Consider the following 23,881-nt stretch of genomic DNA (forward strand, 5'->3'; position numbering starts at 1 on the left):
GTACGGCAATGGCATCGTAGACCTTGGTCACGCGACGATCCCCGTTTCGCAGAGCTTCAGCATCTTCTTGCGTACACTTTGTGCCCGCTGCTCCAGAAACTGGCTGTAATCACCCGTCACCATTTCATCATAGGGAATGAGGTGGCTGGCTAGGCGCTGGCGTACCTCAGCCTCGCCAAGCGGCGTGCCTTCGAGCCGCTCCGCAAGATAACGCTCCGGCTCCTTGTCGGAGATGTTCCGATTGGTCTGCCAGGTCACGAGCGCGCAATTCAACGACCGATAAATCTCTGCATCGGAGATGCCTTGCCTTGTAAGATGGGCATTCGGGAACAGGTGATGGTATTCTCGCTTGGGTAGGTTGGCCCGGCTAACGGTGCTACCGTCGGCCAGATCAAGGCCCCCTTGGTGAAGCGCAAGCGCCAGAATAGCCCGGCCCAGACGGTCTTTGTTCGTCGGCCATCGCGCAGCAATCAGTTCGTCCGTTTGCGGCAGAGGATATTGGGTATCATCGAAAATGGCAGGCTGCGGCGCACCCGTGTCGGCGATCAGCGTCCGCAGTTCAAGGTAGTCGGCAAGCGCGCGCGAGTTCGTCGATTTTTCATAGCGATTGGAAAAGAAGGCTCGCCACAGATATCTGCGCAAAATGGTCCGGGCGCGCCCTTCTGCGTCAAGTCCCTGCGGCGCGCCAGCCCACAATGCGGTCAACACAGGCAACACAACGTCAGTAGGGAGACGCTTGGCGTCGAAAACGCGCTCCTCCTCCAGAAACGTCACTGTTCGCTGAACGCCGCGGACCAACTCATCCCAATGCGCCAGCAAGGCTTCGCCGAACCCCTTAGCGAGATAGGTGGCATTCGTCGGCGGCTTACCCTGAAGCAGCGCGCTCGCATACAGAACGAGATCTTCCGGCTCGTAATAGGCGACAATGCCGGGGCAGGCTTCCCGGCAAGCGCCCACCAGTTCGTGCAGCGATTGTCCCAGCGCCGCTTCGACCTGCGCGACAACGACATCATAGGTGGAAAGTGGAGCCGCGGATGTGTTCATCTTGATGAATACATCGAGCGCCGTATCCTTGCTGGTCGAGACCGGAAGCGACAGAAAGGGCATATTGAACGTCGCGAAAGTTTCACGAACTTTCGACCGGATTTCGCCGACCGCTTCGCGCTCGTCGGGGTCATTCATCGCCGCCTTGGCCCAAAGCTTGTAACGATCGTTGGCAGCGTCTCCCGGTGCGCACAAATCGAGCGGTATCATGCGACGACTCCACAACTGTTGCGGGTCGTTCGCCCAGAATGGCCGGCGTTCCTTGTCGCCCGCCTTCTTCCAGCGGCCGATGGAATCGACATAATAGGGCATGCCGGACTCCTCGTCCTCGGTGAGATAGAGAAAATAGGTCCGGTCCTCGTAGTTATTGTGTAATCCGCGCCACAGCCCCGTCAGCCGCTGCTGACCATCCAGCAAGTGCTCTGTAATCCTTTCCCCCTCGGTGGGCGCGCCAACGATCGGCCGGGAAATGAAAGGTTCCTCATTCCCGATTTCCAAGATCAGAACGGCGCCGAGCGGAAGCCGACGAAGGATCGTGTTGAACATCTGCGTGACGTTGGCATGTCCCCACGCCTCGAAACGCTGGAACCGAGGAAGCACAGTCTGCCGCGTCCGCACTCGGGAGAACCAGTCGGGCAGAAGCCTGTTTTGCGCATTTATTGTCATTTATTGCCCCTCATGCTGGTGCGGTCGCGCGCTCGAGGAGGCGCGGTAGATGGAACTGAATTGCCGTTTCGAGAAATGACGGCTCCCGCTCGACGAGCGGCCCACGCAGGTAGCGCGGCTCATGGGCGAAGCCGGCGTTGACGGAGACGATCGCCAGAATAAACTTCTCCGGCTCGTGCAGCGAGGTGATGACCTCCTGTCGCGTGACCATCACGCTGTCAGCGCCGTCGATGCGACCCTTGACCTCGATGAAGCGCAGGTGCCCCGATTTCGGGTCGTGTGAGGCGATGTCGTAACCGATCTTCTGGGCCGATACATCGACTGGCTCGTTACCAAGCGTGCGCTCAGCCGACATGACGGCTGCCATAGCGGCAAGCTCGATCACTCTGCGTGCGGCGGGGTCTTCCGCAAAATGGTTCGGGACGCTTGGCGATTGACGCTCTTCGAGCAGGCCGCGCGGGATGACGACCATGCCGCCCCGCACGCGCGGCGGCTGTGATGAAATGAAGCGCTCCTGCTCAAGCTGGTCCATGCGGCGCTTTTGCCGTTCGGCAAGGTCTTCGGCTCGGCGCTGGGCATTCTGCCAGTTCACCCGCGTCTTCTTGCCAGCCCGTTCCTCTTCTTTCAGCTCGAAGGCGCGCGAGTCCCAGTAGTTGATCTCCTTCTTGAGCCGCGCGCGAACTTCCTGCTCGACCTTTTCGATCTCGGGCAGGCGCCGTGCTTTAACCTCGGCAACATGGCCCTGGGCAAGCTCGACCGTCGCAAACCGGATAGCGGTCTTCTCCAGATCGGTGATCAGCCAACTCTCGTCCAGAAGGTCGCGCACGCTGGCAACCTCCTCCGACTTGGCGGGCCGCAGATTCAAATGCGGCGCAATGCCGGCGTTGACGGTAGTTCCTGTCTTGTCGATGGCGGCGAACTGGAGCCGTTGCGATATCACGTGCGGCTTGCCGGCGCTGGTAACACGACCGTCCTGGACGGTGTGCTCCAGGAGGAAGATCGCCGACAGCGCGTCGCCGGCATCGGTGTCATCCACCAGGATCGCACCCTGCCGCATGATCTGCTCGTACTGCTCGCGTATCATGCTGATTACGGCCTCGAGCAGCGGATGGCCGGGGCAGACGAAGGCGGCGACCGGCTGCTGGTTGATCTTGTCCTTCTCGAAGCAGATTCGCTCATACTGCGTCTGGATCGGCGCACCGGTCCCGATCTGACGATCCCGCTCGCGGATGCGCACGGGAACATGGGTGATCTCCCAGCGCCCTTCCTCGCGGCGCTTGATCCGGCCGCCCAGATGCTGAAACGCCTCAACAAAGAAGCTCTGGATGTGGTGCGGCTGAAGGCGCTGCGCCTCGGCGCGCTCCATATCAAGCCGCAACTCCTCGACCCTGGCCTCGGGCATGGTGTCGTTGGTCAACGCGCGGCGGCGCAGCAGTTCGAGCAGGTTCGCCTGGTCGACCGCGCCATCGACCTGCTGGAAGAGACGCGCTTTGACCTCTTCCCTCTCGCCATACTGTATCGCCTCGAACAGCAGATCCTTGAGCGCCACGCCGTCGAACAGTTCACCGAGCACGTCATAGACGCGACCGCCCAACGCCTCGCGCGCTGCCTCCAGCTTTTCAAGAAGCCGAGCATACACCTCGCCCTCACGCGTATCGGCGGCGACGAGATTCCACAGATGGCAAACCTCGGTCTGACCGATGCGGTGGATGCGGCCGAACCGCTGTTCGATCTTGTTCGGGTTCCATGGCAGGTCGTAATTGACCATGAGGTGGCCACGCTGAAGGTTCACGCCTTCGCCGGCGGCATCATTGGCGATGAGGACAAGCATGTCCTTGTCCTGCATGAAGCGCTCGACGACTTTACGTCGCTCTTCGCGTGAGACGCCGCCGTGGATCACCTCCACCGCCTCGGGATTGCCAAGGCGCGACCGCACCTTGTCGAGCAGGTAGTGGAGCGTGTCCTTCGGTTCGGTAAAGATGATCAGCTTGCGTCGATTTCCGGCAGTATCGATCATGAGATCGTCGTCGAGAATACGATTGAGCTGGCTCCACTTCGTATCCACGCCGGAGCGAAGTACACCGAGCGCCATCGCCTCCAGGCCCTTCAGCGTCTCGACTTCGAGGGCGAGCTGCTCGACCGTCTCGGCCGTCGTCGCGCCCGTCGAGATCAGATCCTCAAGCTCGTCGATCTCCTCCTGACCATATTCCTCGATGTTGCGCAGCATGTCGGCGTTGACCACCGATTCAGCCATACCGGCCCGACGGCCTTTCGCGGCAAGGCGTGCCTCACCCAGCTCATTCTCCAGCCGCTCGCGGCGCCGCTTGAGTGACTGGTAGATGGCGGCTGGGGACGAGGCGAGGCGCCGCTGGAGAATCTGCAAGGCGAAGCCGACATTGTTGCGCTTCTTCCCGTCCCCTTCCGCGAACCGCTGCACGCGGTTCATCTCGGTGCGCACATATTCGGTGACGGCGGTGTAGAGCGCAGCCTCCCCTTCCGAGAGCTGATATTTTACGGTGCGCGCGCGCCGCTCGGGGAAGAGTGGCCGGCCATCGAATCTCAGCAGTTCCTCTTTCGTCAGCCGCCGCATCATGTCTGCGGTGTCGGCGTAGTGGACGCCATCGCGGAAGCGGCCCTCGAACCGGTCGCCGTCGAGCAGCGCCATGAAAAGCTGGAAATCCTCTTCCTTACCGTTGTGCGGCGTCGCCGACATCAGCAGCAGATGCCGGCAAACCTGGCCGAGCTTCTGACCGACCTGATAGCGCCGCGTATATTTGACCTCGCCGCCGAAATAGGTGGCCGACATGCGATGGGCTTCATCGCAGATGATCAGGTCCCATTCGCGGGCACTCATGAGCTTCTCTTGAAGCTCCTCATTGCGCGCGAGCACATCGAGACGGACGATAAGCCGATCTCGGTCGCTGAACGGATTGCCCGAACGCGAGTTATCGATCATGTCGCGAGAGAGGATATCGAATTCGAGATTGAACTTCTGGCCGAGTTCGTCCTGCCATTGCTCGACCAGACTGCCCGGCGCGACGACGAGACAACGCTCGAGATCGCTGCGCGCGATCAGCTCCTTCATCAGCAGACCGGCCATGATCGTTTTGCCGGCGCCGGGATCGTCGGCGAGGAGGAAGCGAAGCGGCTGCCGCGGCAGCATTTCGCCATAGACAGCAGAAATCTGGTGCGGCAGCGGCTCAACTAGACTCGTGTGAACCGCCAAATACGGATCGAAATAATGCGCCAGCTTGATACGGTTGGCTTCCGTCACCAGACGTAGCAAACCGCCGTCAGCGTCAAACGACCAAGGCCGCCCGCTCTGTTCGACCTCAAGGCGATGCTCGTCATCCCTGTAAAGAACAGCTTCGGCCACCGCTCCATTGTGATCGCGATAAACGACGCTGATCGCCTGGTCGCCGATCCAGTCCACCGAGATGACATGCACGGGCTGCGCCGAAGCCACGCCTCGCACAGACGCACCGTTCTTTACGTCTTCAAGCCTCGCCCCCATCAGCCAACGCTTCCTTCCGACTCGTTCATAACTGAAGTCCCGCCTTCTCCAACGCGGCCTCAGTTTCCTTGCGGTTTATTGTAACTATATGCTGCGTATGGGCGCTTTGTTTTGCTACATCACCAAGCAAACCAAGGCGCTTCAAAACATAAAAGAGCATCGCGTAACGAACCGTGAGCACGCCGTTACCGTGATCCAGCCCATAATCCTTGGCGACCACCTTCTTCTGGCTCGCCGTGAGTGCAGGATGCGGACCTATGGCGACGTCGAAATAGTTGTTCCAGAGCCAATCGCACTCACCGGCTTCCCCGGGCTCGCCCTTCGCGCCAACGTCCAGAATGCGCGGCAGCAGGAAATCCTTGAACTTGTGTTCGAGGTGGCAATAGGCCCGGGCGTGCCACCGAAAGCCATCATAGCCGAATGCGTGGGGCGTAATCCGGCGCCAAATGGGGTCCGGACGAACCTTGTTCATCGACTGATAGAAGACATCAACGGAGACACCCTCACGGCTGGCGTCGAGGACCTTGCGTAGAACCTCAATGTCGATATCCCGCCTGGGGGTCAGCGCGACGTCGGTGCTGGGAAGCGCCGCAATCCAGGAGTCGTGTGACGGCACAGCGCCTTCCGCGACCGAGCGAAGCTGCGCGAGATAGACGTAGGGGTCCGGGTCGAGAAAGCGGAGCACGAACTTCTCGGCGGCGATGTATCGCTTCCCGCGCGTGTCGTACTTCATGTTTCCCGGCGCCCGCTCCTGATAGAGTGTTAGGTCCTTGGACGCCTGCGGAATCGACACGCCGAATGCCTCAACAAGGTCGCCTCGATTGAACGAGCCCTCCCAGAACAGCCGGAACTCGATAAATTCGAGTCGGCGTTCCACCCCCCATTTCAACGCCGTAGCGGCCTCTGCCATCGCTTCAGTCTCGCGCAGTGAGCATAAAAACTATATGGACACATCAAAATAGTCCGTGTATTTAATATCCTCATTATGATCATCGGTCAACGGGCGATCGAACACGAATTCTGGGAGGGACAAGGCATGCAATGCGCAATTCGGAAAGCAAAATCGACTCGCGATGGTCACCGCCGCTGCCTTGGAATCCGGGAAATAAGGCAGCATCCCCAAGGAAAACGGCCATGACCAACGCGAGTCGATTCACGCAGGTGGTTCATGGCCGCCTCGCCATGCTGGAGAGCCGGCTGGCAGCGGCCCGCGACAGCCGTCACGGCCTTCAGGTGATGTCTTTCGAGCAGGCAGCCGTCCGGCTTGCCGGCGGTTTTGCCCGGCCCATCGACGACGAGAGCTTGCGCGCCGCCATTCAGGAAGCTCTGCTAGCGACTCCAATGGGCGAATTGGAAAGCATCAAGACCCTTCCCGGCATGATCGATGCAGCGGCCGACACGCTCCACAAGGCCTGGCGCGCGGGCATTGATCTTGCCGCCCGCGCGGCCGATCATCCGCGTCTCGCCGCGATCGCACGCCTGAAGGCGGCCGTCCTCGACCGACTTCCGTCCGGCATGATGCGCCCCGTCGACATCGTCGCCGCCGCAAGCGCACGCATTGGTCATGCCCCGGCCGTCATTGGCCCGATGGAGATCGCTGGCCTCACCGAACTCTCGCCCTGCTGGAGGCCTCTGCTCCAGGCCCTTACCACACATATCCCCGTACAGTGGACGGCCGGCCCGAGGAGCGTCCCTGCGTGGCTGGAGGATACGGACGTCGCTGTCTCGCGCTCGCCGGCGCGAACGCCGGAAATCAGCGCCGTCAGTGCGGCGACAGCTTTTCACGAGACCATCGAGGCGATGCGCTGGGTGCGAAGCCGGCTAGCCTCAGGCGTATCGCCCTCGGAAATAGCGATCGCGGCCGCGTCGCCGGCCGACTATGACGATCATTTCCTAGCGCTGCGCGCCGACGCCAACATCGACCTGCATTTTGTTCATGGCGTCCGGATCGTCACCACCCGCGAGGGCCAGGCAGCCGCGGCGCTGGCCGACATCGTCGTGCGCGGCCTGTCGCAAGCACGGCTACGTCGCCTCGCGGCGTTATGCCGAGACACAGGCCCTTTCGAGACCCTGCCCGAAAGCTGGCTGCGCGTCCTGCCGACCGATGCGCCCCTCTCGACACCGGGTGCCTGGAATCGGCTGTTCGCCCGCCTGACGCCGGAAGACTGGCCCGACGGCGCAGACCATGCTCCGGCGCTGCGCATGGGTGTGGAGATGCTGGCGAAAGGACCGGACGCCGCAGCCGAGATCGGCGAAACCTTCCTCAAAGGTCGAGCGCTTACAATCTGGCGCAAAGCACTGCTCACCGGATCCGCCGCCTCGATCGACGCGACGCTGGAGACACTGAAGCAGGACGACGGACTGGAAGCGTCCGTCTCTGTCGCCTGGATGCCGGCCAGCGCACTCGCGGCGTCGCCCCGCCGCTTCGTGCGACTCCTGGGGCTCAATTCCTCACGCTGGCCGCGCGGGATCGCCGAGGACAGACTGATCCCGGACCATATCATCCCGACCCCGGTGCTCGACCCACTGCCTGTGAACCTCGCCGACCGCCGCGACTTTGAGACGATCCTCGCCACGACGGCCGACAGCGTCGTTCTCTCTCGCGCTCGGCGCCACAGCGACGGGCGCCTCCTGGGGCGCAGCCAGTTACTCTCCGGGCTAGGCGATGAAACCTACGTCCGCCGCAACGCAGCGCCGGTGCATGCCTTCAGCGAAACCGACCGTCTTATGGCCCGGCCCCAAGAATTCGCGGCCGATCCGCAAGCTATCGGCGCGCAGGGCTGCTGGCGCGACTGGCGGCTGACCGAGATCACCCCCCACGATGGGCTCGTGCGGGCGGACCACCCGCTCGTGCTCGCCATCCTCGGCCGTACCCAATCAGCCAGCTCGCTTCGCCGCCTGCTGCGCAATCCGCTCAGCTTCGTGTGGGTCTATGCGTTCGGATGGCGCCAGCCGCAGAGCAGCGCCGAACCGCTCGTGCTCGACGCGCTCGGGATTGGCGACCTCGTCCACATGGTTCTCGACCGCGCCTTGCGCGATCTCGAAGCCGGGGGCGGGCTTGCATCCGCCGATACGGAGACTGTCGAGGCGGCAGTGGCCCGGGCCGCGCAAGCGGTCGCCGTCGACTGGGAAAGCGAGCGTCCGCTCCCGCCCCCTGTCATCTGGGAGCGCACGCTTGACGACGCCCGCGTAATGGCGGGCCGCGCCCTGTCCTATGGCGACGATGCCCTGCCCGGCGCGCGTGCCTATGGCGAAGTCCCGTTTGGCGGCTCGGAGCCGAAATCCGACGCTGAAGCGCCGTGGGATGCGAGCGCGCCGGTCACGATCCCTGACACCGGCTTCAACATCGCCGGCTATATCGACCGGCTCGACATCTCGGGCGACGGCAAGCGCGCACTCGTCCGCGACTACAAGACCGGTCGCCAGCCTCGGGGCGACATCCGATTGAACGGCGGCCGCGAGCTCCAGCGCTGCCTTTATGCCTTCGCGGTGAAGGCACTCCTCGGCGACGACGTCGCTATCAGCGCCTCGCTGCTCTACCCGCGAGAGCCGGTCGATCTCCAACTCGACGACCCCGAGGCTGTGCTCGCGGAGATCACGGGCTATCTGCGTGCGGCAAGGATCAGTCTCGCCAGCGGCGCGGCCCTGCCTGGTCCCGACACCGGCGGCGATTATGACGACCTCTCCTTCGCCCTGCCGGCCAATGCCAGCGCCACCTATTGCAAACGCAAGATGCCGGCCGCGACGGAGCGGCTTGGCGAAGTCGCTCAGATCTGGGAGGCGGAATGATGAGCAGCGTGTCCACAGTGCTGAAAGATGACGGTGCGCGCCGCGCCGCGATTAGCCTCCACGATCGGTCGATCCTGGTTGAGGCCGGCGCCGGTTCGGGCAAGACCGCCGTCATGGCCGGGCGCATCGCCGCCATGCTCGCAGAAGGCGTCTCGCCGCGCTCCATTGCCGCAGTCACCTTCACCGAACTCGCCGCGAGTGAGCTGCTGTCCCGTATCCGAGAGTTCGTCACCGACCTCTCGGCCGGCAAGATCGCGCCCGAACTTCGCGTGGCGCTGCCCGATGGGCTGTCCCAGGCCCAACGTGACAATCTCGCCGCCGCCAGCGCCGCGATCGACGAGATCACCTGTTCGACCATCCACGGCTTATGCCAGCGTTTGATCAAACCCTACCCGGCGGAGGCCGACATCGATCCTGGTGCCGGCGTCATAGACCGCAACCAGGCTGATCTCACATTCCTCGAAATTGTCGACGGCTGGCTGCGCGAGCGCCTGTCAGGTGGCCAGGGCGGCATCCTTGCCGAAATGGTGCTGCACAGACCCGGCGAAACCGTGGCGCTCATCCACAAGATCGCGGAGAATCTGCGCCGACGCCGCACGCTCGCAGCCCCGCCTGTCTCCCCGCTCGTTGGCAATCTGACGGCATTCCGGCAGGCCACAACGGATTTCGCGGGCTTCATGGACGGGACGGCTGCTGTCGAGCCGGAAACGGTGTCGATCGTCGAGCGGCTGGCCGACATGGCGACCGCCTTGGCGAGCGGTACCGATCCCGCAACACCTGCGGGCCTCGTCCGACTCCTGACCTCGCGACCCCATCCGGATCTTTGCAAGAAGGACGGCGCCTTCGCCTCCTATCGCAAGAAGGGCAAATGGGCTGCCGCAGCAAAGCAGGCAGGCCTTTCCAAGGCTGACGGCGACAGGCTGAACGACGCTGCCGACACCCACTACACCGCCTGCTGCGACGCCTGGGTTTCGCTTGTTCAGACTGCGGCTAGCCAGGCCCTGGCGGCGCTGATCGAAGAAGTGCGCCCGATTCTGGAGCGTTATCGCGACCACAAGCGTGCGAGCGCTCAACTCGACTTCGACGATCTGATTTTCGCCGCACGCGATCTGCTGCGCGATCATGACGATGTCCGGCGCGCACTGGGACAGCGCTTCGCCCATATCCTCGTCGACGAGTTCCAGGACACAGATCCCCTACAAACCGAGATCTTCTGGCGGCTGTGTGGCGACACGGTCGACGGCGTTGATGACTGGGCCCTGTTCCGAATTCGGCCGGGAGCGCTCTTCCTGGTCGGCGACCCCAAACAGGCAATCTATCGCTTTCGTGGCGCCGATGTCGGCGCCTATGTGCAGGCGCGCGACGCCTTCCACGCCCAGGACCCCGGCAGCCTTCTGTCGATCTCCACCAATTTCCGCTCCTGCGCCTCGATTCTGACCTTCGTCAACGAGCGCTTCGAGGCTGTACTCTCTGCTGATGGGCAGCCGGGCTTCACCGCCCTCGATCCGTTTCATGATGATCGCGGCGGCCTGTGCGTGGCGGCGATCGATATCGCCGTGGCCGACGAAAACGGCAAAGCCAGCGCTGAGCGACAGCGTGATGCCGAGGCCGACGCCATCGCTGATCTGTGCGCTCGGCTGATCGACAGCCACCCTATCGTCGACCGTCGCAGTGGCACGGAGCGTCCCTGCCAGCCTGGTGACATCGCTTTGCTAGCGCCGACCGGCGCGGAGCTGTGGCGCTATGAGGAAGCCCTGGAACGCCGCGGCATCCCTGTGGCGACCCAGGCCGGCAAGGGGCTGTTCCGCCGCCAGGAGATCCAAGACCTGATCGCGTTGACCCGTGTCCTCGCCGATCGCCGCGACACGCTGGCGCTCGGCGCGCTGTTGCGCGGGCCTCTGGTCGGCCTCACGGAGGAAGACCTGCTGGACATCATCTGGGGGCTTCCGCGCTCGGAGGAACAGCCGGATCGGATTCCGCGGCTGGATTTGAGCATCGACCCCGCCGTCATCACCCATCCCCTCGCACGGGAGGTCATCGAGCGGTTGCAATCGCTCTCCCGGCGCAGCAACAGCACGACCCCGCACGAGCTGTTATCACAGGCCATCGATGTGATGCGCGTCCGCCCGCTGCTCCTCCAGCGCCATCGCGGTCAGGCCGAGCGCACACTCGCCAATATCGATCTCTATCTCAGCCTGTCGACCGGCTACGCCGTGCGCGGCCTGCGCGCCTTCGCCGAGGCGATGACAGCGGCGTGGTCCGACGAGGCGCGGGCCGTCGAGGGCCGGCCGGACGCCCAGGAGGAAGCCGTTGCGCTTTTCACCATGCACGCGGCCAAGGGGCTGGAATGGCCGATCGTCATTCCGATAAACACCATGACCGGCGTCATGGCGCCTGAAAGCGCGGTGATCGACCGCCAGACGGAAACCTTCTATTGCCCGGTCCTGGGTGTCCCACCCGAGGCTTACGAGGCCGCGCGCCAGGCAGAAAAGGACGAACTGGACCGTGAACGCATCCGGCTCTGGTACGTCGCTGCCACCCGCGCCAGAGAACTCCTCGTCCTGCCTCGCCTCGACACCACACCTTCGAAATCTGCCTGGATCGGTCTCGTCGATCTGTCGCTCGCCGAACTGCCCGGCCTGGACGTGTCCCACCTGCTTGCCGACCTCACGGCGACAGGCGCTGGAGCGGGCAACACCCAGACGCGCGCGAGCTTCGCAGCCGAAGCCGAAACCATCGCCGCTGGACAGACGCATCTGACTTGGCTTGCGCCCAGCCGCGACGAAAATGCAGCCGGAACCGTGCTCCGGGAAGAAGAAGCCGCGCTCTGGGCGGGATCAGTCGATGACCAGCCCCCCGAGCTGGAGGCCGGTGCCTTGGTTCAGGGCGGCCGCGAGCGCGGGCTGATCCTACACAAGCTCATGGAAGAGGCGCTGACCGGCGAGACCCATGAAACAGAGGCCGCGCTTATCGAACGGGCCGCCGAACTCATCTTCGCCCTTGGCCGCTCTCCGGTTGCCGATCCGGCAACGGGATTGTCGGCCGCCGAAATGGCAGGCTGTGTCGTCAAAACCCTTGCACTGCCTGACATCGCGGCCTTGCGGCCCGGTCTTCTGGCCGAGTTTCCCGTCTATGCCGCGCAGGCGACCGATGGCGTGGAAACCGCAACGGCCGGGATCGCTGACGCACTAACCCTAGCGGCCGGGGGCAGTCCCGCCGTCGTCATCGACTGGAAAAGCGACGTGGCCCCGGCCCCCGGAACGCTCGACCACTATCGGGCGCAGGTGCGGGCCTATCTCGACATGACCGGCGCAGAGCGCGGACTGATCGTGCTGATGACCTCCGGCGCCATCATCCCTGTACTGCCGACGCAGTTGACTAAGAGCGAGGCGGTCTGAACGAATGTCTTCTCTTGCCTGGATCGATCGTCGTAGCGACCGAGAACAGCGGCTTTCACCATACGCCGAGCTCAGTTTTACTTGGTTGGACGCATGGGGCAGTCGTCCGTCATTTGCAGCGCCAACGTGGTCTTCGCCAATATTTTCATGCGGAGCTACACCCATAAAGGAATCGCACGATGACATCAGTTCAGCAAATATTCCCGTTCTGAGTTCCGTTCTGATAACCGTGATTTTTGAAGCATAGCTAGAAAAGGTGGGCGTTTTGGACACCGTACATAATCCGGATCGCTTTATGGCCGATCTCCGACAAATCCTGTCGCAGGGACGCAAACGCATTGGCGTCTTGATCGGTGCGGGTGGGCCTCTCTCCGTTCGAGTTGACGCGGCTGGCAAGCTTGATCCTAACGGTCAGGCGCTGATCCCTGGTGTGAACGTTTTGACCGACCAGGCATTGCTGAAGCTAACCGGGAAGGAAGCTGCCGCTACGGCTGCAATCCGCAAATCCCTGCCACATGGCGGCAACATCGAGACGATATTGTCCAAGATTCGTCTACTCCAGACTGCGCTCGGGGACACGCCAGTGCATGGCCTTGACGGCACCGGCTATGCCGCGCTGGGGAAGGCGATCTGCGACGCGATCGGCGAGATCGTCGGTGCGAAGCTACCTGAAGGACGAACCCCCTATCACGAGCTAGTTTCCTGGGTGAGCGGAACACAGCGAGCCCACCCGGTCGAGATATTCACCACAAACTACGACCTGTTAATTGAATCCGCATTCGAGCAGGCAAAAGCACCGTATTTCGATGGTTTCGCCGGCGGACAAGCACCTTTCTTTGACCCAGTCACCGTGGCTGGCAACGATTTGCCCCCGCGTTGGTCCCGCGTTTGGAAACTTCATGGATCACTGGGTTGGAAAAGTGACAGTGGAACAGTGGTCCGCTGCGGCGGCACGGATTGCACCGAGCTCGTCTACCCGGACCACCTCAAGTACGATCTGACGCAGAAGCAGCCTTACGCTGCGCTGTTCGAGCGATTGAAGCGGTTTCTGCTGACGCCCGACACAGTGCTTCTGACCACAGGCTTTTCGTTCCGTGATGCTCATATCTGCGCAGTGCTAGGTGAGGCGCTCGCAATGAACGCCAATGCAGCGGTTATCGCGTTGCAGTTCCAAACTCTTGCCGAAGAGGAGCCCGCGCGGAAGCTCGCCTTCGAACATCCGAATCTTTCAGTCTACGCCAGCGATGCTGCTGTGGTCGGCGGTATTCCTGGTCAGTGGCGTTTGGGTGATTTACCCAAGAATTGGGGGGAAATTCGTTCAAGTTTCTGGGGCAAGCGCGGGAGCGGTGATGCCTTCCTCTTGGGCGACTTTGCGAGCTTCAGCCGCTTCTGTGCGCTGTCCTACTCACCCGACCTCGCGCGACCGATCGACGCAAGTGTTCCGATTGATGGAACCGATCCGACTGCGGTGTCGGCATGACTGCAACCGATCCTACTTATCTCGGGCGTGTGAGCGCCGTGTCAGGCTCGACCATCACGGTAAGGCTGGCCGAGTCTCTCTCGTCCGGCCTGGCTATGATTGATGGCCACACCTACCGCGTCGGCCAGGTCGGCAGTTTCGTCCGTATTCCTCTCGGGTATCAGGACCTTTATGGTGTCGTCGCCGAGATCGGGGCCGCCGCTGCGCTCCAACCCGTCGCAGTTGCAGAGATAGATGGCCAAGACACCGGACGCTGGATGCGCGTGGAGTTGGCAGGTGAAGCGACCGGCGAGCACTTTGAGCGTGGCCTCAGTCAACATCCCAATGTCGACGATGCCGTCCACCTAGTCACCCAGAAGGATCTTCGTCGCATATACGGTGGTGCAGAGGAGGATCAGGTCGAAATCGGGACGCTTTCGAGCGCCGAGAATATCGTCGTGCGTTTGTCACTCGACGCGCTTGTCACCCGGCATAGCGCCATCGTCGGTTCGACGGGATCAGGTAAGTCAACCACCGTTGCGAGCATACTTCGCTCCATCGTCCGCACGTCCGAAAGTGTAGCCGCTAGCGGCGCACGCATCCTACTATTGGATGTGCACGGGGAATACTCTGCCGCACTCGGGGATCTTGCCAAAACGTTCAGTGCTTCGCCGTCCCCAGGCGAAGAACCTCTGTTCGTTCCCTACTGGGCGTTGGAGGCCGGAGAGCTGCTTGACTTCATCGCTGGCGGACTCAGCGACAATCATCTGATGGCGTTTACTGATAAGATCCAGGAGTTGAAGGAAAACCGGCTTGGCGCTGGCGCACTTCCGGGTCTCGACCCTCAATCCCTCACCGTTGACAGTCCTGTGCCATTTTCGCTGAAAAAGCTCTGGTATGACCTGATCGACTTTGAAACGGCCACATTCACGGGGCCGCAGCGCGACCAGCCTGCGCTCGAAGCTGCCGGCGACCCAGCGACTTTAACTCCTCCTCGTTATACACCGCACGCGATGGGAGCGGCTGGGCCATTCCTCAATCAGGCTGCCAAAGGCATCCGTCGACCCCTCAATTTGCTGCGTTCTCGTCTTCTAGACCGACGGTACGATTTTATCCTACATCCCGGTCCCTGGGAGCCCGACCTCGCCGGACAATCAGCACAGGATCTTGATACGCTGCTGGCCGGCTGGCTTGGCCACGATCGTCCAATCACAATCCTCGACCTCTCTGGCGTGCCCAGCAGCGTCTTGGTCCGGCTTATTGGCTCCATACTTCGTGTTGTCTATGAAGCGCTCTATTGGAGCCGGGAGAAGACAGAGGGAGGCGTACTGCGACCTCTGCTTGTGGTGATGGAGGAAGCTCACCGATATGTCAGCCCCAATAGCGGCAATGTCGCTGCGGACATTGTGAAGCGCATCGCAAAGGAAGGTCGCAAGTACGGGGTTGGAGCCATGCTGGTCTCGCAGCGTCCGTCCGAGATCGACGAGACCGTGCTCTCCCAGTGTGGGACGCTCATAGCGCTGCGGCTGTCCAACCCAGCCGACCGCGGGCGGGTGAAGGGCGCGCTTCCAGATAATCTATCGGGCCTCATGGATCTGCTGCCAGTACTGCGGACCGGTGAGGCAATCATCTCCGGTGAAGCCGCGCGACTCCCCGTCCGCTGTCGCGTATCGCTTCCGCCCGCAGATCGCCTGCCTCGCAGTTCGGATCCCGAAGTCAGCAAAGCCTGGCGAACCCGTCGTGTAGCAGAAGGCTATGACCGCATGGTGGCGTCATGGCGCGCACAACGAACCACCGCCGTTGTGCGAGATATTGCGATTGAGCGGACCCCCATCAACGAAAACGAACGATAGGAAATCCTGTGATTCGAGACCCGGTTTCCTCCAGCAACATTGCATCGATCGGTTATGACTCCGATAGCGAAACGCTGGAAATCGAGTTCACTAATGGCTCGATATACCAATATTTCAACGTACCTTCCGGACTACATGAGCAACTCATGGCTGCTCCGTCTAAAGGGCAATTCCTTAACCTCTACATTAGGAACGCCTATCCGTATTCCCGCGTCGGGTAGCTCCTGGCAATCGCGCTGTTAATGGCCGATTCTCAATTGGGAGGTTGACGCGCCTTGTCCTATTTGCACGCTGCAATACGACGCGCTGCTACGCCCTCATGTTCGGAGTTCCCTTTGGCGTCAGGCCTGCACTGGTACGGGCGTTGATTTCACCTGGGCGTTTGACGGGAGCGGAACGATCCATGCCCGCGACATCACGACGGACACCGGCTGGAAGATGGTTCTGGATCGAGGGCTGGATATTTTTCAGCCGACACCTCGCAAGATGAACGGTTTTTCACTGGGGGAACGGATGCAGGAGCACCGCATGATCCGTGGATTCTACGTGACCTACGTTGAGAGCTCGTAAAACTCGGCTTGCGAGTTGCTGCTCGCGTTGCTGGTGCGATGGTCTTCCATTCCCGAGAGTGAGCCATGGTAGGCTGCACGGTCGTTAGTATTCGACCCTTGCGGCAAGGCCCTTATGGAATTGAAAGAATTCCGCGCGGGGAGCAATACTCGACCCATGAAGCCAACCCTCACAAAGAAGGTGGTGCACCCGACAGGATTCGAACCTGTGACCTACGGCTTCGGAGGCCGTCACTCTATCCAACTGAGCTACGGGTGCATCTAGAGGATGCGATAATGTCTAACCCGCAAGCGGGTCAATCGCAAACCTGAACTCATCGTCGACTCGAACGTCATCAAGGCTCCTAATCAGATAAGCCCTTTTGCCGCCCTTCGCCGCCTACAACCTCCTTCTAGTTTGCTTCCGCAGTGCTTCCGCGACTACGGAAGCAGTTTTCTCGCTTCCTCCGAGTTTCGCCAATCGTTTGGCTTCACTCACTTTTTTACACCCGCATACACAACCCACTTGACTTAGCGTTGCCTTCGGAGGGCAGCGCTCTATCCAGCTGAGCTACGGGTGCGTGCGGGCCTGAATAGCGGCGAACGCGCGGTATCGCAATGGCCTTATGCACGTTCAGACGTGGAGGTAGCGGTCCCGCACCTCGGGCGCGGCCTGCAGCGCCGCGTTGTCGCCGGTCCAGACCACGCGGCCCTTCTCGATCACCACATGACGGTCGGCGAGCCGCATCAGCGCGTCGATGTTCTTGTCGATCACCAGGATCGCCTCGCCTGCCCGCTTCAATGCAGCAAGACAGTCCCAGATCTCGTCCCGGATCAACGGCGCCAGCCCTTCCGTCGCTTCGTCCAGAACCATCAGCCGCGGGTTGGTCATCAGAGCCCGACCGATCGCCAGCATCTGCTGTTCGCCGCCCGACAACTGGTTGCCCATGTGCCCGGCGCGCTCACCGAGACGGGGAAACAGACCCAGCACACGGTCCAGCGTCCACTGTCCGGGGCGCGCCGCGGCCAGCAGATTCTCGCGCACGTCGAGCGTCGGAAAGATCTGCCGTCCTTCCGGTACCAATCCCAGCCCCGCGCGCGCGATCCGATGCGGCGCGGCATTGGTCAGGTCGGTCCCGGCAATCACAACCCGTCCAGCGCGCGCCTTCAGCAGCCCGAAGATCGTCCTCACCGTCGTCGTCTTGCCCATACCGTTCCGGCCGAGCAGCGTGACGACCTGCCCGTCGCCCACCGACAGGTCGATCCCGTGCAGGACCTTGCTGTCGCCATAGGAGGCCTCCAGCCCTTCGACCTGCAGCATCACGCCTCCTCGCCCAGATAGGCGGCGCGCACCTGCGGGTCAGCGCGGACGACGTCCGGTGAGCCGGTGGCGATGATACGGCCGTAGACCAGAACGGACACGCGGTCGGCAAGCCGGAACACCGCGTCCATGTCGTGTTCGATCAGAACCGTCGTTACTTCGCCCTTCAGGCTACGCATCACTTCGACCAAGCGTTCCGCCTCGCCACCGGATGTGCCGGCCAGGGGTTCGTCGAGCAGCAGCAACCGCGGCTTGGTGGCCAAGGCGATGGCGAGTTCAAGCTGCCGCTTCTCTCCGTGACTCAGTGATCCGGCGATGGTACCAGCCCGGTCGGTCAGGCCGACCCGCCCCAGCGCTGTCACGGCCTGATCGTTCAGCGCGCTTTCATCCGCGACGCGGCCCAAGAAGCTGAATGAGCTGCCTTCCCGTGCCTGAACGGCGGTGGCAACGTTCTCCAGCACGGTGAAGCCCGGCAGGATCGAGGTGATCTGAAAGGACCGCGACAGTCCCCGCGCGACGCGGCGATGCATCGGCAGGCCCGAGATTTCTTCGCCATCAAAGCGGATCGAGCCGGAATCGCAGCGCGCTTCCCCGGAAAGCTGGGCGATCAGGGTCGATTTCCCGGCACCGTTCGGCCCGATGATCGCGTGCAGTTCACCCGGCTCGACCGACAGCGCCAGATCGTCCGTCACCTTGAGAGCGCCATAGCGTTTGCAAAGCTTGTCCACGACCAGAAGGCTCATCGCTTGCCTCCGGTCAGGCGGCGGACCAGCCCGCCGACACCGTCGCGCGAGGCGAGTGTGACACCGACAAGGATCAGCCCGAACCAGAGCTGCCAATGGTCGGTGAAAGCGCCGAGGAATTCCTGCAGCACCAGCGCCACGACCGCGCCGAAGACCGCACCGATCAGGTTACCGACGCCGCCGAGGACGACCATGACGATCAATTCCCCCGAGACGTGCCAGTTCATGAAGGCCGGTGAGACGAACTTGGTCTGATTGGCCAGCACCACGCCAGCGACCGAAGCCATCGCGCCGGAGATGACATAGGCCACCAGCTGGTAGCGAAAGGGCGAAAAACCGATCGCGTTCATCCGCAACGCGTTCTCGCGCGATCCGCGCAGCACGCGTCCGAACCGCGAGCCGACGATCCGGGTCGCGATCAGGAACAGGGCCCCCAGCAAACCCAACGAGACGTAGAAAAAGATGCCATCGTCCCGCAGCATGTCGCTGCCGAACAACGTCGAGCGCGAGGACAATGTCATGCCGTCGTCCCCGCCATAGGCGGACAACGACACGAAGAAAAAATAGGCCATCTGCGCGAAGGCCAGCGTGATCATGATGAAGTAGACCCCGCGCGTGCGCAGGGAAATCGCACCCGTCACCAGCGCGAAGGCAGAGGCTGCGACGATTGCGGCCAAAAGCTGAAGCATCAGATCGGTGATGCCTGCCTGGCCGAGGATCGCGACGGAGTAGGCGCCGATGCCGACGAAGGCCGCGTGACCGAAGCTGACCATGCCGCCGTAGCCAAGGATCAGGTCCAGTGCGAGTGCGGCGATCGCGAAGGCGACGATACGGGAGGCGATGACGATCAGGTAAGGGTCATTCGCCCAGTACGCGAGTGGTGGCACGGCCGCGAACGCCGCGAAGATCAGCGTCGCGGCAAGCGCGCGCCCCCTCATGCCTTGGCTCCGAAAAGGCCCGCGGGCCGCACGGCCAGGACCATCGCCATCAGGATGTAGACCAGCATCGGTGCAAGGACGCGGCCCGCCTGCCCGGCCGCCGCGGGTTCCAGCACCGCGCGCAGCACGATCGGGCCGAAGCTGCGACCCAGCGTGTCAACGATGCCGACCAGCAGCGCGCCTGCGAAGGCGCCCTTGATCGAGCCGATGCCGCCGATGACGATCACAACGAAGGCCAGGATCAGGACACTTTCGCCCATACCAGGATCGACTGACAGGATCGGCGCGACCAAGGCGCCGGCAAATCCCGCAAGCATTGCGCCGAAGGCGAAGATCAGGCTGAACAGCTTGCCGATATCCACGCCAAGCGCCGATACGATGCCGCGATGCGTGGCCCCAGCCCGCAGGCGCATGCCGATCCGGGTCCGGGTGATGATGTACCAAAGGCCAAGACCCGTCAGCAGACCCGCCGCGATGATGGCCAGTCGAAAGACGGGATAGCGCAATGGTCCAATCAGTGGGATAGAACCCGACAGCGCCTCGGGCATCGCGGCGGTCAGGGGTGCTGCGCCCCAGATGATCTGCACCGCCTCGGTCACCACCATGACCAGACCGAAGGTCGCCAGAACCTGATCCAGGTGACTGCGGTCATAGAGATGTCGGAAGACCAACAGTTCCAGCGCCAGACCCAGGATCAGAACCGTCGGCAGGGTTAGCGCAAGGCCGGTCCAGTAACCGCCCGTCATCCGCGCGAAGCTCACCAGAAGATAGGCGCCGACCATGTAGATCACGCCGTGGGCAAGGTTCACGAAATCCATGATCCCGAAGACCAGCGTCAGGCCGGCAGCGATCAGGAACAGCAGGATCCCCAGTTGGACGCCGTTGAGCAGTTGCAGCAGGAAAAGGTTGGTCATGGCTGAAACGCGAAGGGCGCGGCCGTCAGGCGCGCGCCCACTCGCTCAGTCCATCTGGCAATCGCCGACATAGGTGTCGGCGTAATCCTCGAAGATCGGCTCGACGATCGACGTTGCGAACATGCCGTCGTCGCGCTTGACCACCTCGGCCAGGTAGAAGTCCTGCACCGGGAAATGGTTCGGACCGAAGGCAAAATCACCACGGACCGAGTCGAAATCGGCCGCTTCCAGCGCCGCGATCAGCGCATCCTTGTCGCCGACGCCGCCAGCGGCGCGCACGGCGGCATCGATCAGGTAGGCGGCATCGTAACCATGGGCCGCATAGCTGGCAGGGACCTTGCCGAACTTCTCCTCGAAGGCAGCGACGAAGGCCTTGTTCTTCTCGGTATCCAGATCCGGTGCCCAGTTGGTCCCCGAGAAGAAGCCGACCGCCGCGTCCTGCTGTGCGGGCAGCGTGGATTCGTCGACGGTGAAGGCAGATAGGAACGGGATCGTCTCAAGTCCCGCCTGGCGATACTGCTTGACCAGGTTCACACCCATACCGCCTGGCATGAAGGCGAAGACGGCATCGGGTTGCATCGCTGCGATCTGCGCCAGTTCGGCCGAGAAATCCAGCTGGCCCAGCTGCGTGAACAATTCCCCCGCGACACCGCCGTCATAGCTGTGCTTGAAGCCGGCAAGGCTGTCCTGACCGGCCTGATAGTTCGGCGCGATCAGGAAGACGTTGTCGTAGCCCTGGCCTTTGGCATAGGCGCCCATCACCTCGTGGTTCTGGTCGTTCTGATAGCTGACCGAGAAGAAGGCCTTGTTGCATTCCGCGCCGGCAAGGTTCGATGGTCCCGCATTCGGGCTGATCAGGATCGCACCGCCTTCGGTCACGGGCTGCACGATGGCGCCCGCGATGTTCGAGAAGATGGGACCGACCACGATGTCGGCGCCGTCACGCTCGACCAGTTCGCGCGCCTTGTTGGCGGCGATGTCGGGCTTCTGTTCGTCGTCGGCGATGATGATCTCTGTCGTCATTCCGCCGATCTCGCCGATCTCGTCGGCCGCCAGCTGAAAGCCGTCACGCGCCTGTTCCCCAAGAACGGCGGCGGGCCCGGACAGCGTCAGCAGCACGCCGATCTTCAGCGTGTCGTCGTCCTGCGCCGCCGCGGGTCCCGCAAGGCAGGTGGTCGCGGCGAGAATCGTCAGCATCTTGCGGGTCATGTGGCTCTACCTTCCTGTTGGAACATCCCCGTTGCGGGGTCGGCCGTTATCGGCGCATTTCCGACAGGACGCACCGAAGGGCAGCTCCGAGTCAAGCAAATTGTTTCAGGCTTAAAATATTCCGACCGCGACGCTCATGCGTCAGGCGAACAGTTCGCGACAGAAGCTCAGACCGTCGATCAGGGCGTCGACTTCTGCTTCGGTGTTATACATCGCGAAGCTGGCGCGGGCGCTGGCGGTGATGCCGAAGAAGTCCATTAGCGGCATCGCGCAATGGCTGCCCGCGCGGATCGCGATCCCGCGCTTGTCGAGGATCGTGGACATATCGTGGGGATGCGCGCCGTCCATCGTCACCGAGAAGATCGCGCCCTTGTCCGGCGCGTCGCCCTGAAGGTTCAGCCAGTTCAGTTCGCGCAGCCGTTCGCGCGCACGGTCGCGCAATGCACGCTCATGCGCGGCGATATTTTCCATTCCCAGGTCCATCATGTATTCCAGCGCGACGCCAAGGCCGATCTGATTGACGATACCCGGTGTTCCCGCCTCGAATTTCAGCGGCGGGTCGGCGTATGTCACGGCGTCCCGCGTCACCGTCCGGATCATGTCTCCGCCGCCGATGAAGGGCCGCATTTCCGCTTGCCGGTCACGGCTGATCCAGACGGCGCCCGACCCCGACGGGCCGTAAAGCTTGTGGCCCGTGATACAGTAGAAGTCGACGCCAAGCGAGGACAGGTCCACCGGCATGTGGACCGCTGCCTGGCTGCCATCGACCAGCACGGGCACGTCCGTCCCCGCGGCGATCGCGGCAACATCGACCACGGTGCCGGTCACGTTCGACATGTGGGTGATCGCGATCAGCTTCGTCTTGTCACCGACCGCGTCCAGCACCTTGCGGGCCGGCAGAGAGCCATCGGGGTCCGGCTCCACCCACCGCAGGACGACGCCCTGCCGCTCGCGCAGGAAGTTCCACGGCACGATGTTGGCGTGATGCTCCAGCACCGACAGTACGATTTCATCGCCCGCCTGCAGGCGCGGTCCGGCCCAGCCATAGCTGATGAGGTTGATCGCCTCGGTCGAGCCAGAGGTGAAAATCACCTCATCCTCGTGCGGGGCGTTCAGAAATCGGGCGATGATCGCGCGGACGCGTTCGTAATTGTCGGTCGCCAGATTGGACAGGAAGTGCAGCCCGCGATGGACGTTGGCGTATTCACCCTCATAGGCCTTGGTGATCGCGTCGATCACCTGTCGCGGCTTTTGCGCGCTGGCACCGTTATCCAGATAGACCAGCGCCTTGCCGTTCACCTCACGCGAGAGGATCGGGAAATCGGCGCGGATCGCTGAGACGTCAAGACTCATGGCTGCGGTGCCCCCGGCATGGCGCCGTTCGGCATACCCGGCAAGACGCCGAAGGCCGCGGCGATGAAGGACAGCACAAAGACTGCCGCGATGGCCGTCATCAGCACGCCAAAGACGACCTTCAGCGTGCTTTCGAAACCATGAAGCGTCTTGGTGAAAATCACGGTCAGACCCACGAACAGGACCAGCGCGATCAGACCCATCAGCGCGGCCAGCGGCGGCAGGATCATCAGGAACACGACCTGCAGAATCTGGACCACCAACAACATGACCTCGATCCAGGTCACCAGCAGCAGGGCATCAGCGAAATTACCGCGCCCGCCGAAGACCCGGCCCACGCCGTCCATCAAGGCGGCAGTCGTCACCACGGCGCCGAACTGCATCGCGGCCAGCAACAGCGGCTGACTGGACAGGGTCATCATCGGCGACGCAGCCGCAGCCTCTGGCGAAACCTCGGGCGCCAGCATCCGGGTCAGCACCCAGTTCATCAGGGCGGACAGGGATACGGCCACGATCAGGGCCATCCAGCGCGTGTTCATCGGCAGATTGCGCGCTATCAGCGCGCGCGCAGCCTCGGCCGGGCTGCGGAGCGTCAGCATTATCAGTGACGGGAGCGTCTCAGCGGTCATTCGCACTCAACGCGGACAGGCCCGCGCCCCAGATCAGACAAAATCCCAGACCCGCGATCGCGCGCGTCAAGGTCAGGGCGGCACCGGGACCGATCAGCCCCTCGACCAGCCCGGACAGCAGCATCGCCGGCGCGATCGCCAGCAGCGCCCAGAACAGCGCCAGCCGTGAATGGCGCGGGTCGATCGGACGACGGACAAGCCGCATCAAACCGGAACTGAGGGCCGCGACCGCGTAAGCCACCAGCGGCATCATGAACAGCACGGCCATGACCGAGCCGCCCATCCGCGCCCCCATAGGGACCGACGGGTCCAGCGCGGCTGCGCGCGCATGTCCCGGCGCCTGCGCGACAAGGAAGATCAGCATGGCAAGCAGCAGGATCACAACCAACACCCGCTCTGGCATGTCGGCTAGGCTACGGACGACGCGGCGCGGCGCCCACCAGCTTTGCAGGACACGCGGAACGATCCCCTGAGGCGGGGACATGGCCGCGGCGGACGTCGCG

General features: G+C 62.7%; 17 protein-coding genes and 2 tRNA genes. 6 read left to right on the top strand and 13 right to left on the bottom strand.

All coding sequences use genetic code 11. The features are described 5' to 3' along the window. Positions 1-27: 27 nt before the first annotated feature. The 3 genes from MLD63_RS11365 to MLD63_RS11375 are packed head-to-tail and all read right to left on the bottom strand — an operon-like array spanning position 28 to position 6,134. Positions 28-1,710 carry a DUF262 domain-containing protein gene (locus MLD63_RS11365; RefSeq protein WP_255330036.1) on the bottom strand — a complete coding sequence of 561 codons (1,683 nt, stop codon included), beginning with the start codon at positions 1,708-1,710 and terminating at the stop codon, positions 28-30. A gap of 10 nt (positions 1,711-1,720) precedes the next feature. After that, positions 1,721-5,224, bottom strand: a complete 3,504-nt coding sequence (locus MLD63_RS11370; RefSeq protein ID WP_507185073.1) for a DUF8742 domain-containing protein — start codon at positions 5,222-5,224, stop codon at positions 1,721-1,723. A 25-nt stretch (positions 5,225-5,249) separates the two neighbouring features. Further along, complete coding sequence (locus tag MLD63_RS11375; RefSeq protein WP_255330038.1) at positions 5,250-6,134, bottom strand: BrxR family helix-turn-helix transcriptional regulator; 885 nt, start codon at positions 6,132-6,134, stop codon at positions 5,250-5,252. Between the two features lie 224 nt (positions 6,135-6,358). Here MLD63_RS11375 and MLD63_RS11380 point away from each other — a divergent pair, with 224 nt between their 5' ends. The 6 genes from MLD63_RS11380 to MLD63_RS11405 all read left to right on the top strand — a co-directional run bounded on the left by MLD63_RS11380 (position 6,359) and on the right by MLD63_RS11405 (position 16,293). After that, the gene (locus tag MLD63_RS11380; RefSeq protein ID WP_255330039.1) at positions 6,359-9,013 is read left to right on the top strand and encodes a PD-(D/E)XK nuclease family protein; all 2,655 of its coding nucleotides are present in this window, start codon (positions 6,359-6,361) and stop codon (positions 9,011-9,013) included. Continuing rightward, positions 9,013-12,411 (top strand): UvrD-helicase domain-containing protein, encoded by a 3,399-nt coding sequence (locus tag MLD63_RS11385; protein ID WP_255330040.1) that lies wholly within the window; start codon positions 9,013-9,015, stop codon positions 12,409-12,411. The genes MLD63_RS11380 and MLD63_RS11385 overlap by 1 nt, the downstream gene beginning before the upstream one ends. Before the next feature lie 265 nt (positions 12,412-12,676). Further along, positions 12,677-13,891 (top strand): SIR2 family NAD-dependent protein deacylase, encoded by a 1,215-nt coding sequence (locus MLD63_RS11390; RefSeq protein WP_255330041.1) that lies wholly within the window; start codon positions 12,677-12,679, stop codon positions 13,889-13,891. Further along, positions 13,888-15,723: an ATP-binding protein gene (locus MLD63_RS11395; protein ID WP_255330042.1), complete on the top strand. Its 1,836-nt coding sequence runs from the start codon at positions 13,888-13,890 to the stop codon at positions 15,721-15,723. The genes MLD63_RS11390 and MLD63_RS11395 overlap by 4 nt, the downstream gene beginning before the upstream one ends. An 8-nt stretch (positions 15,724-15,731) precedes the next feature. After that, positions 15,732-15,944, top strand: coding sequence for a KTSC domain-containing protein (locus MLD63_RS11400; RefSeq protein ID WP_255330043.1), 213 nt, complete (start codon positions 15,732-15,734; stop codon positions 15,942-15,944). 85 nt (positions 15,945-16,029) lie between these two features. Further along, the gene (locus MLD63_RS11405; RefSeq protein ID WP_255330456.1) at positions 16,030-16,293 is read left to right on the top strand and encodes an MIT C-terminal domain-containing protein; all 264 of its coding nucleotides are present in this window, start codon (positions 16,030-16,032) and stop codon (positions 16,291-16,293) included. Positions 16,294-16,474: 181 nt separating this feature from the next. Here MLD63_RS11405 and MLD63_RS11410 read toward each other — a convergent pair. From MLD63_RS11410 to MLD63_RS11455, 10 genes are all read right to left on the bottom strand, one after another. Further along, a tRNA-Arg gene (locus MLD63_RS11410) sits at positions 16,475-16,551 on the bottom strand. 224 nt (positions 16,552-16,775) lie between these two features. Then, a tRNA-Arg gene (locus tag MLD63_RS11415) sits at positions 16,776-16,852 on the bottom strand. Between the two features lie 53 nt (positions 16,853-16,905). Then, positions 16,906-17,592 (bottom strand): ABC transporter ATP-binding protein, encoded by a 687-nt coding sequence (locus MLD63_RS11420; protein WP_255330044.1) that lies wholly within the window; start codon positions 17,590-17,592, stop codon positions 16,906-16,908. Beyond that, positions 17,592-18,335 carry an ABC transporter ATP-binding protein gene (locus MLD63_RS11425; RefSeq protein WP_255330045.1) on the bottom strand — a complete coding sequence of 248 codons (744 nt, stop codon included), beginning with the start codon at positions 18,333-18,335 and terminating at the stop codon, positions 17,592-17,594. The genes MLD63_RS11420 and MLD63_RS11425 overlap by 1 nt, the downstream gene beginning before the upstream one ends. Further along, entirely contained in the window at positions 18,332-19,273 is a 942-nt protein-coding gene (locus tag MLD63_RS11430) for a branched-chain amino acid ABC transporter permease (RefSeq protein ID WP_255330046.1), read from the bottom strand. Before MLD63_RS11430 ends, MLD63_RS11425 begins: the two co-directional genes overlap by 4 nt. Then, entirely contained in the window at positions 19,270-20,187 is a 918-nt protein-coding gene (locus MLD63_RS11435; RefSeq protein ID WP_255330047.1) for a branched-chain amino acid ABC transporter permease, read from the bottom strand. Before MLD63_RS11435 ends, MLD63_RS11430 begins: the two co-directional genes overlap by 4 nt. A 45-nt stretch (positions 20,188-20,232) precedes the next feature. Further along, the gene (locus MLD63_RS11440; RefSeq protein ID WP_255330048.1) at positions 20,233-21,396 is read right to left on the bottom strand and encodes an ABC transporter substrate-binding protein; all 1,164 of its coding nucleotides are present in this window, start codon (positions 21,394-21,396) and stop codon (positions 20,233-20,235) included. A 141-nt stretch (positions 21,397-21,537) separates the two neighbouring features. Next, complete coding sequence (locus tag MLD63_RS11445) at positions 21,538-22,749, bottom strand: cysteine desulfurase (protein WP_255330049.1); 1,212 nt, start codon at positions 22,747-22,749, stop codon at positions 21,538-21,540. After that, positions 22,746-23,348, bottom strand: a complete 603-nt coding sequence (locus MLD63_RS11450) for a YIP1 family protein (protein ID WP_255330050.1) — start codon at positions 23,346-23,348, stop codon at positions 22,746-22,748. Before MLD63_RS11450 ends, MLD63_RS11445 begins: the two co-directional genes overlap by 4 nt. Positions 23,349-23,367: 19 nt before the next feature. Further along, complete coding sequence (locus MLD63_RS11455; RefSeq protein WP_255330051.1) at positions 23,368-23,862, bottom strand: hypothetical protein; 495 nt, start codon at positions 23,860-23,862, stop codon at positions 23,368-23,370. Between the last annotated feature and the right edge of the window lie 19 nt (positions 23,863-23,881).

Source organism: Paracoccus albicereus, from assembly GCF_024359525.1.
Lineage (GTDB): Bacteria > Pseudomonadota > Alphaproteobacteria > Rhodobacterales > Rhodobacteraceae > Paracoccus > Paracoccus albicereus.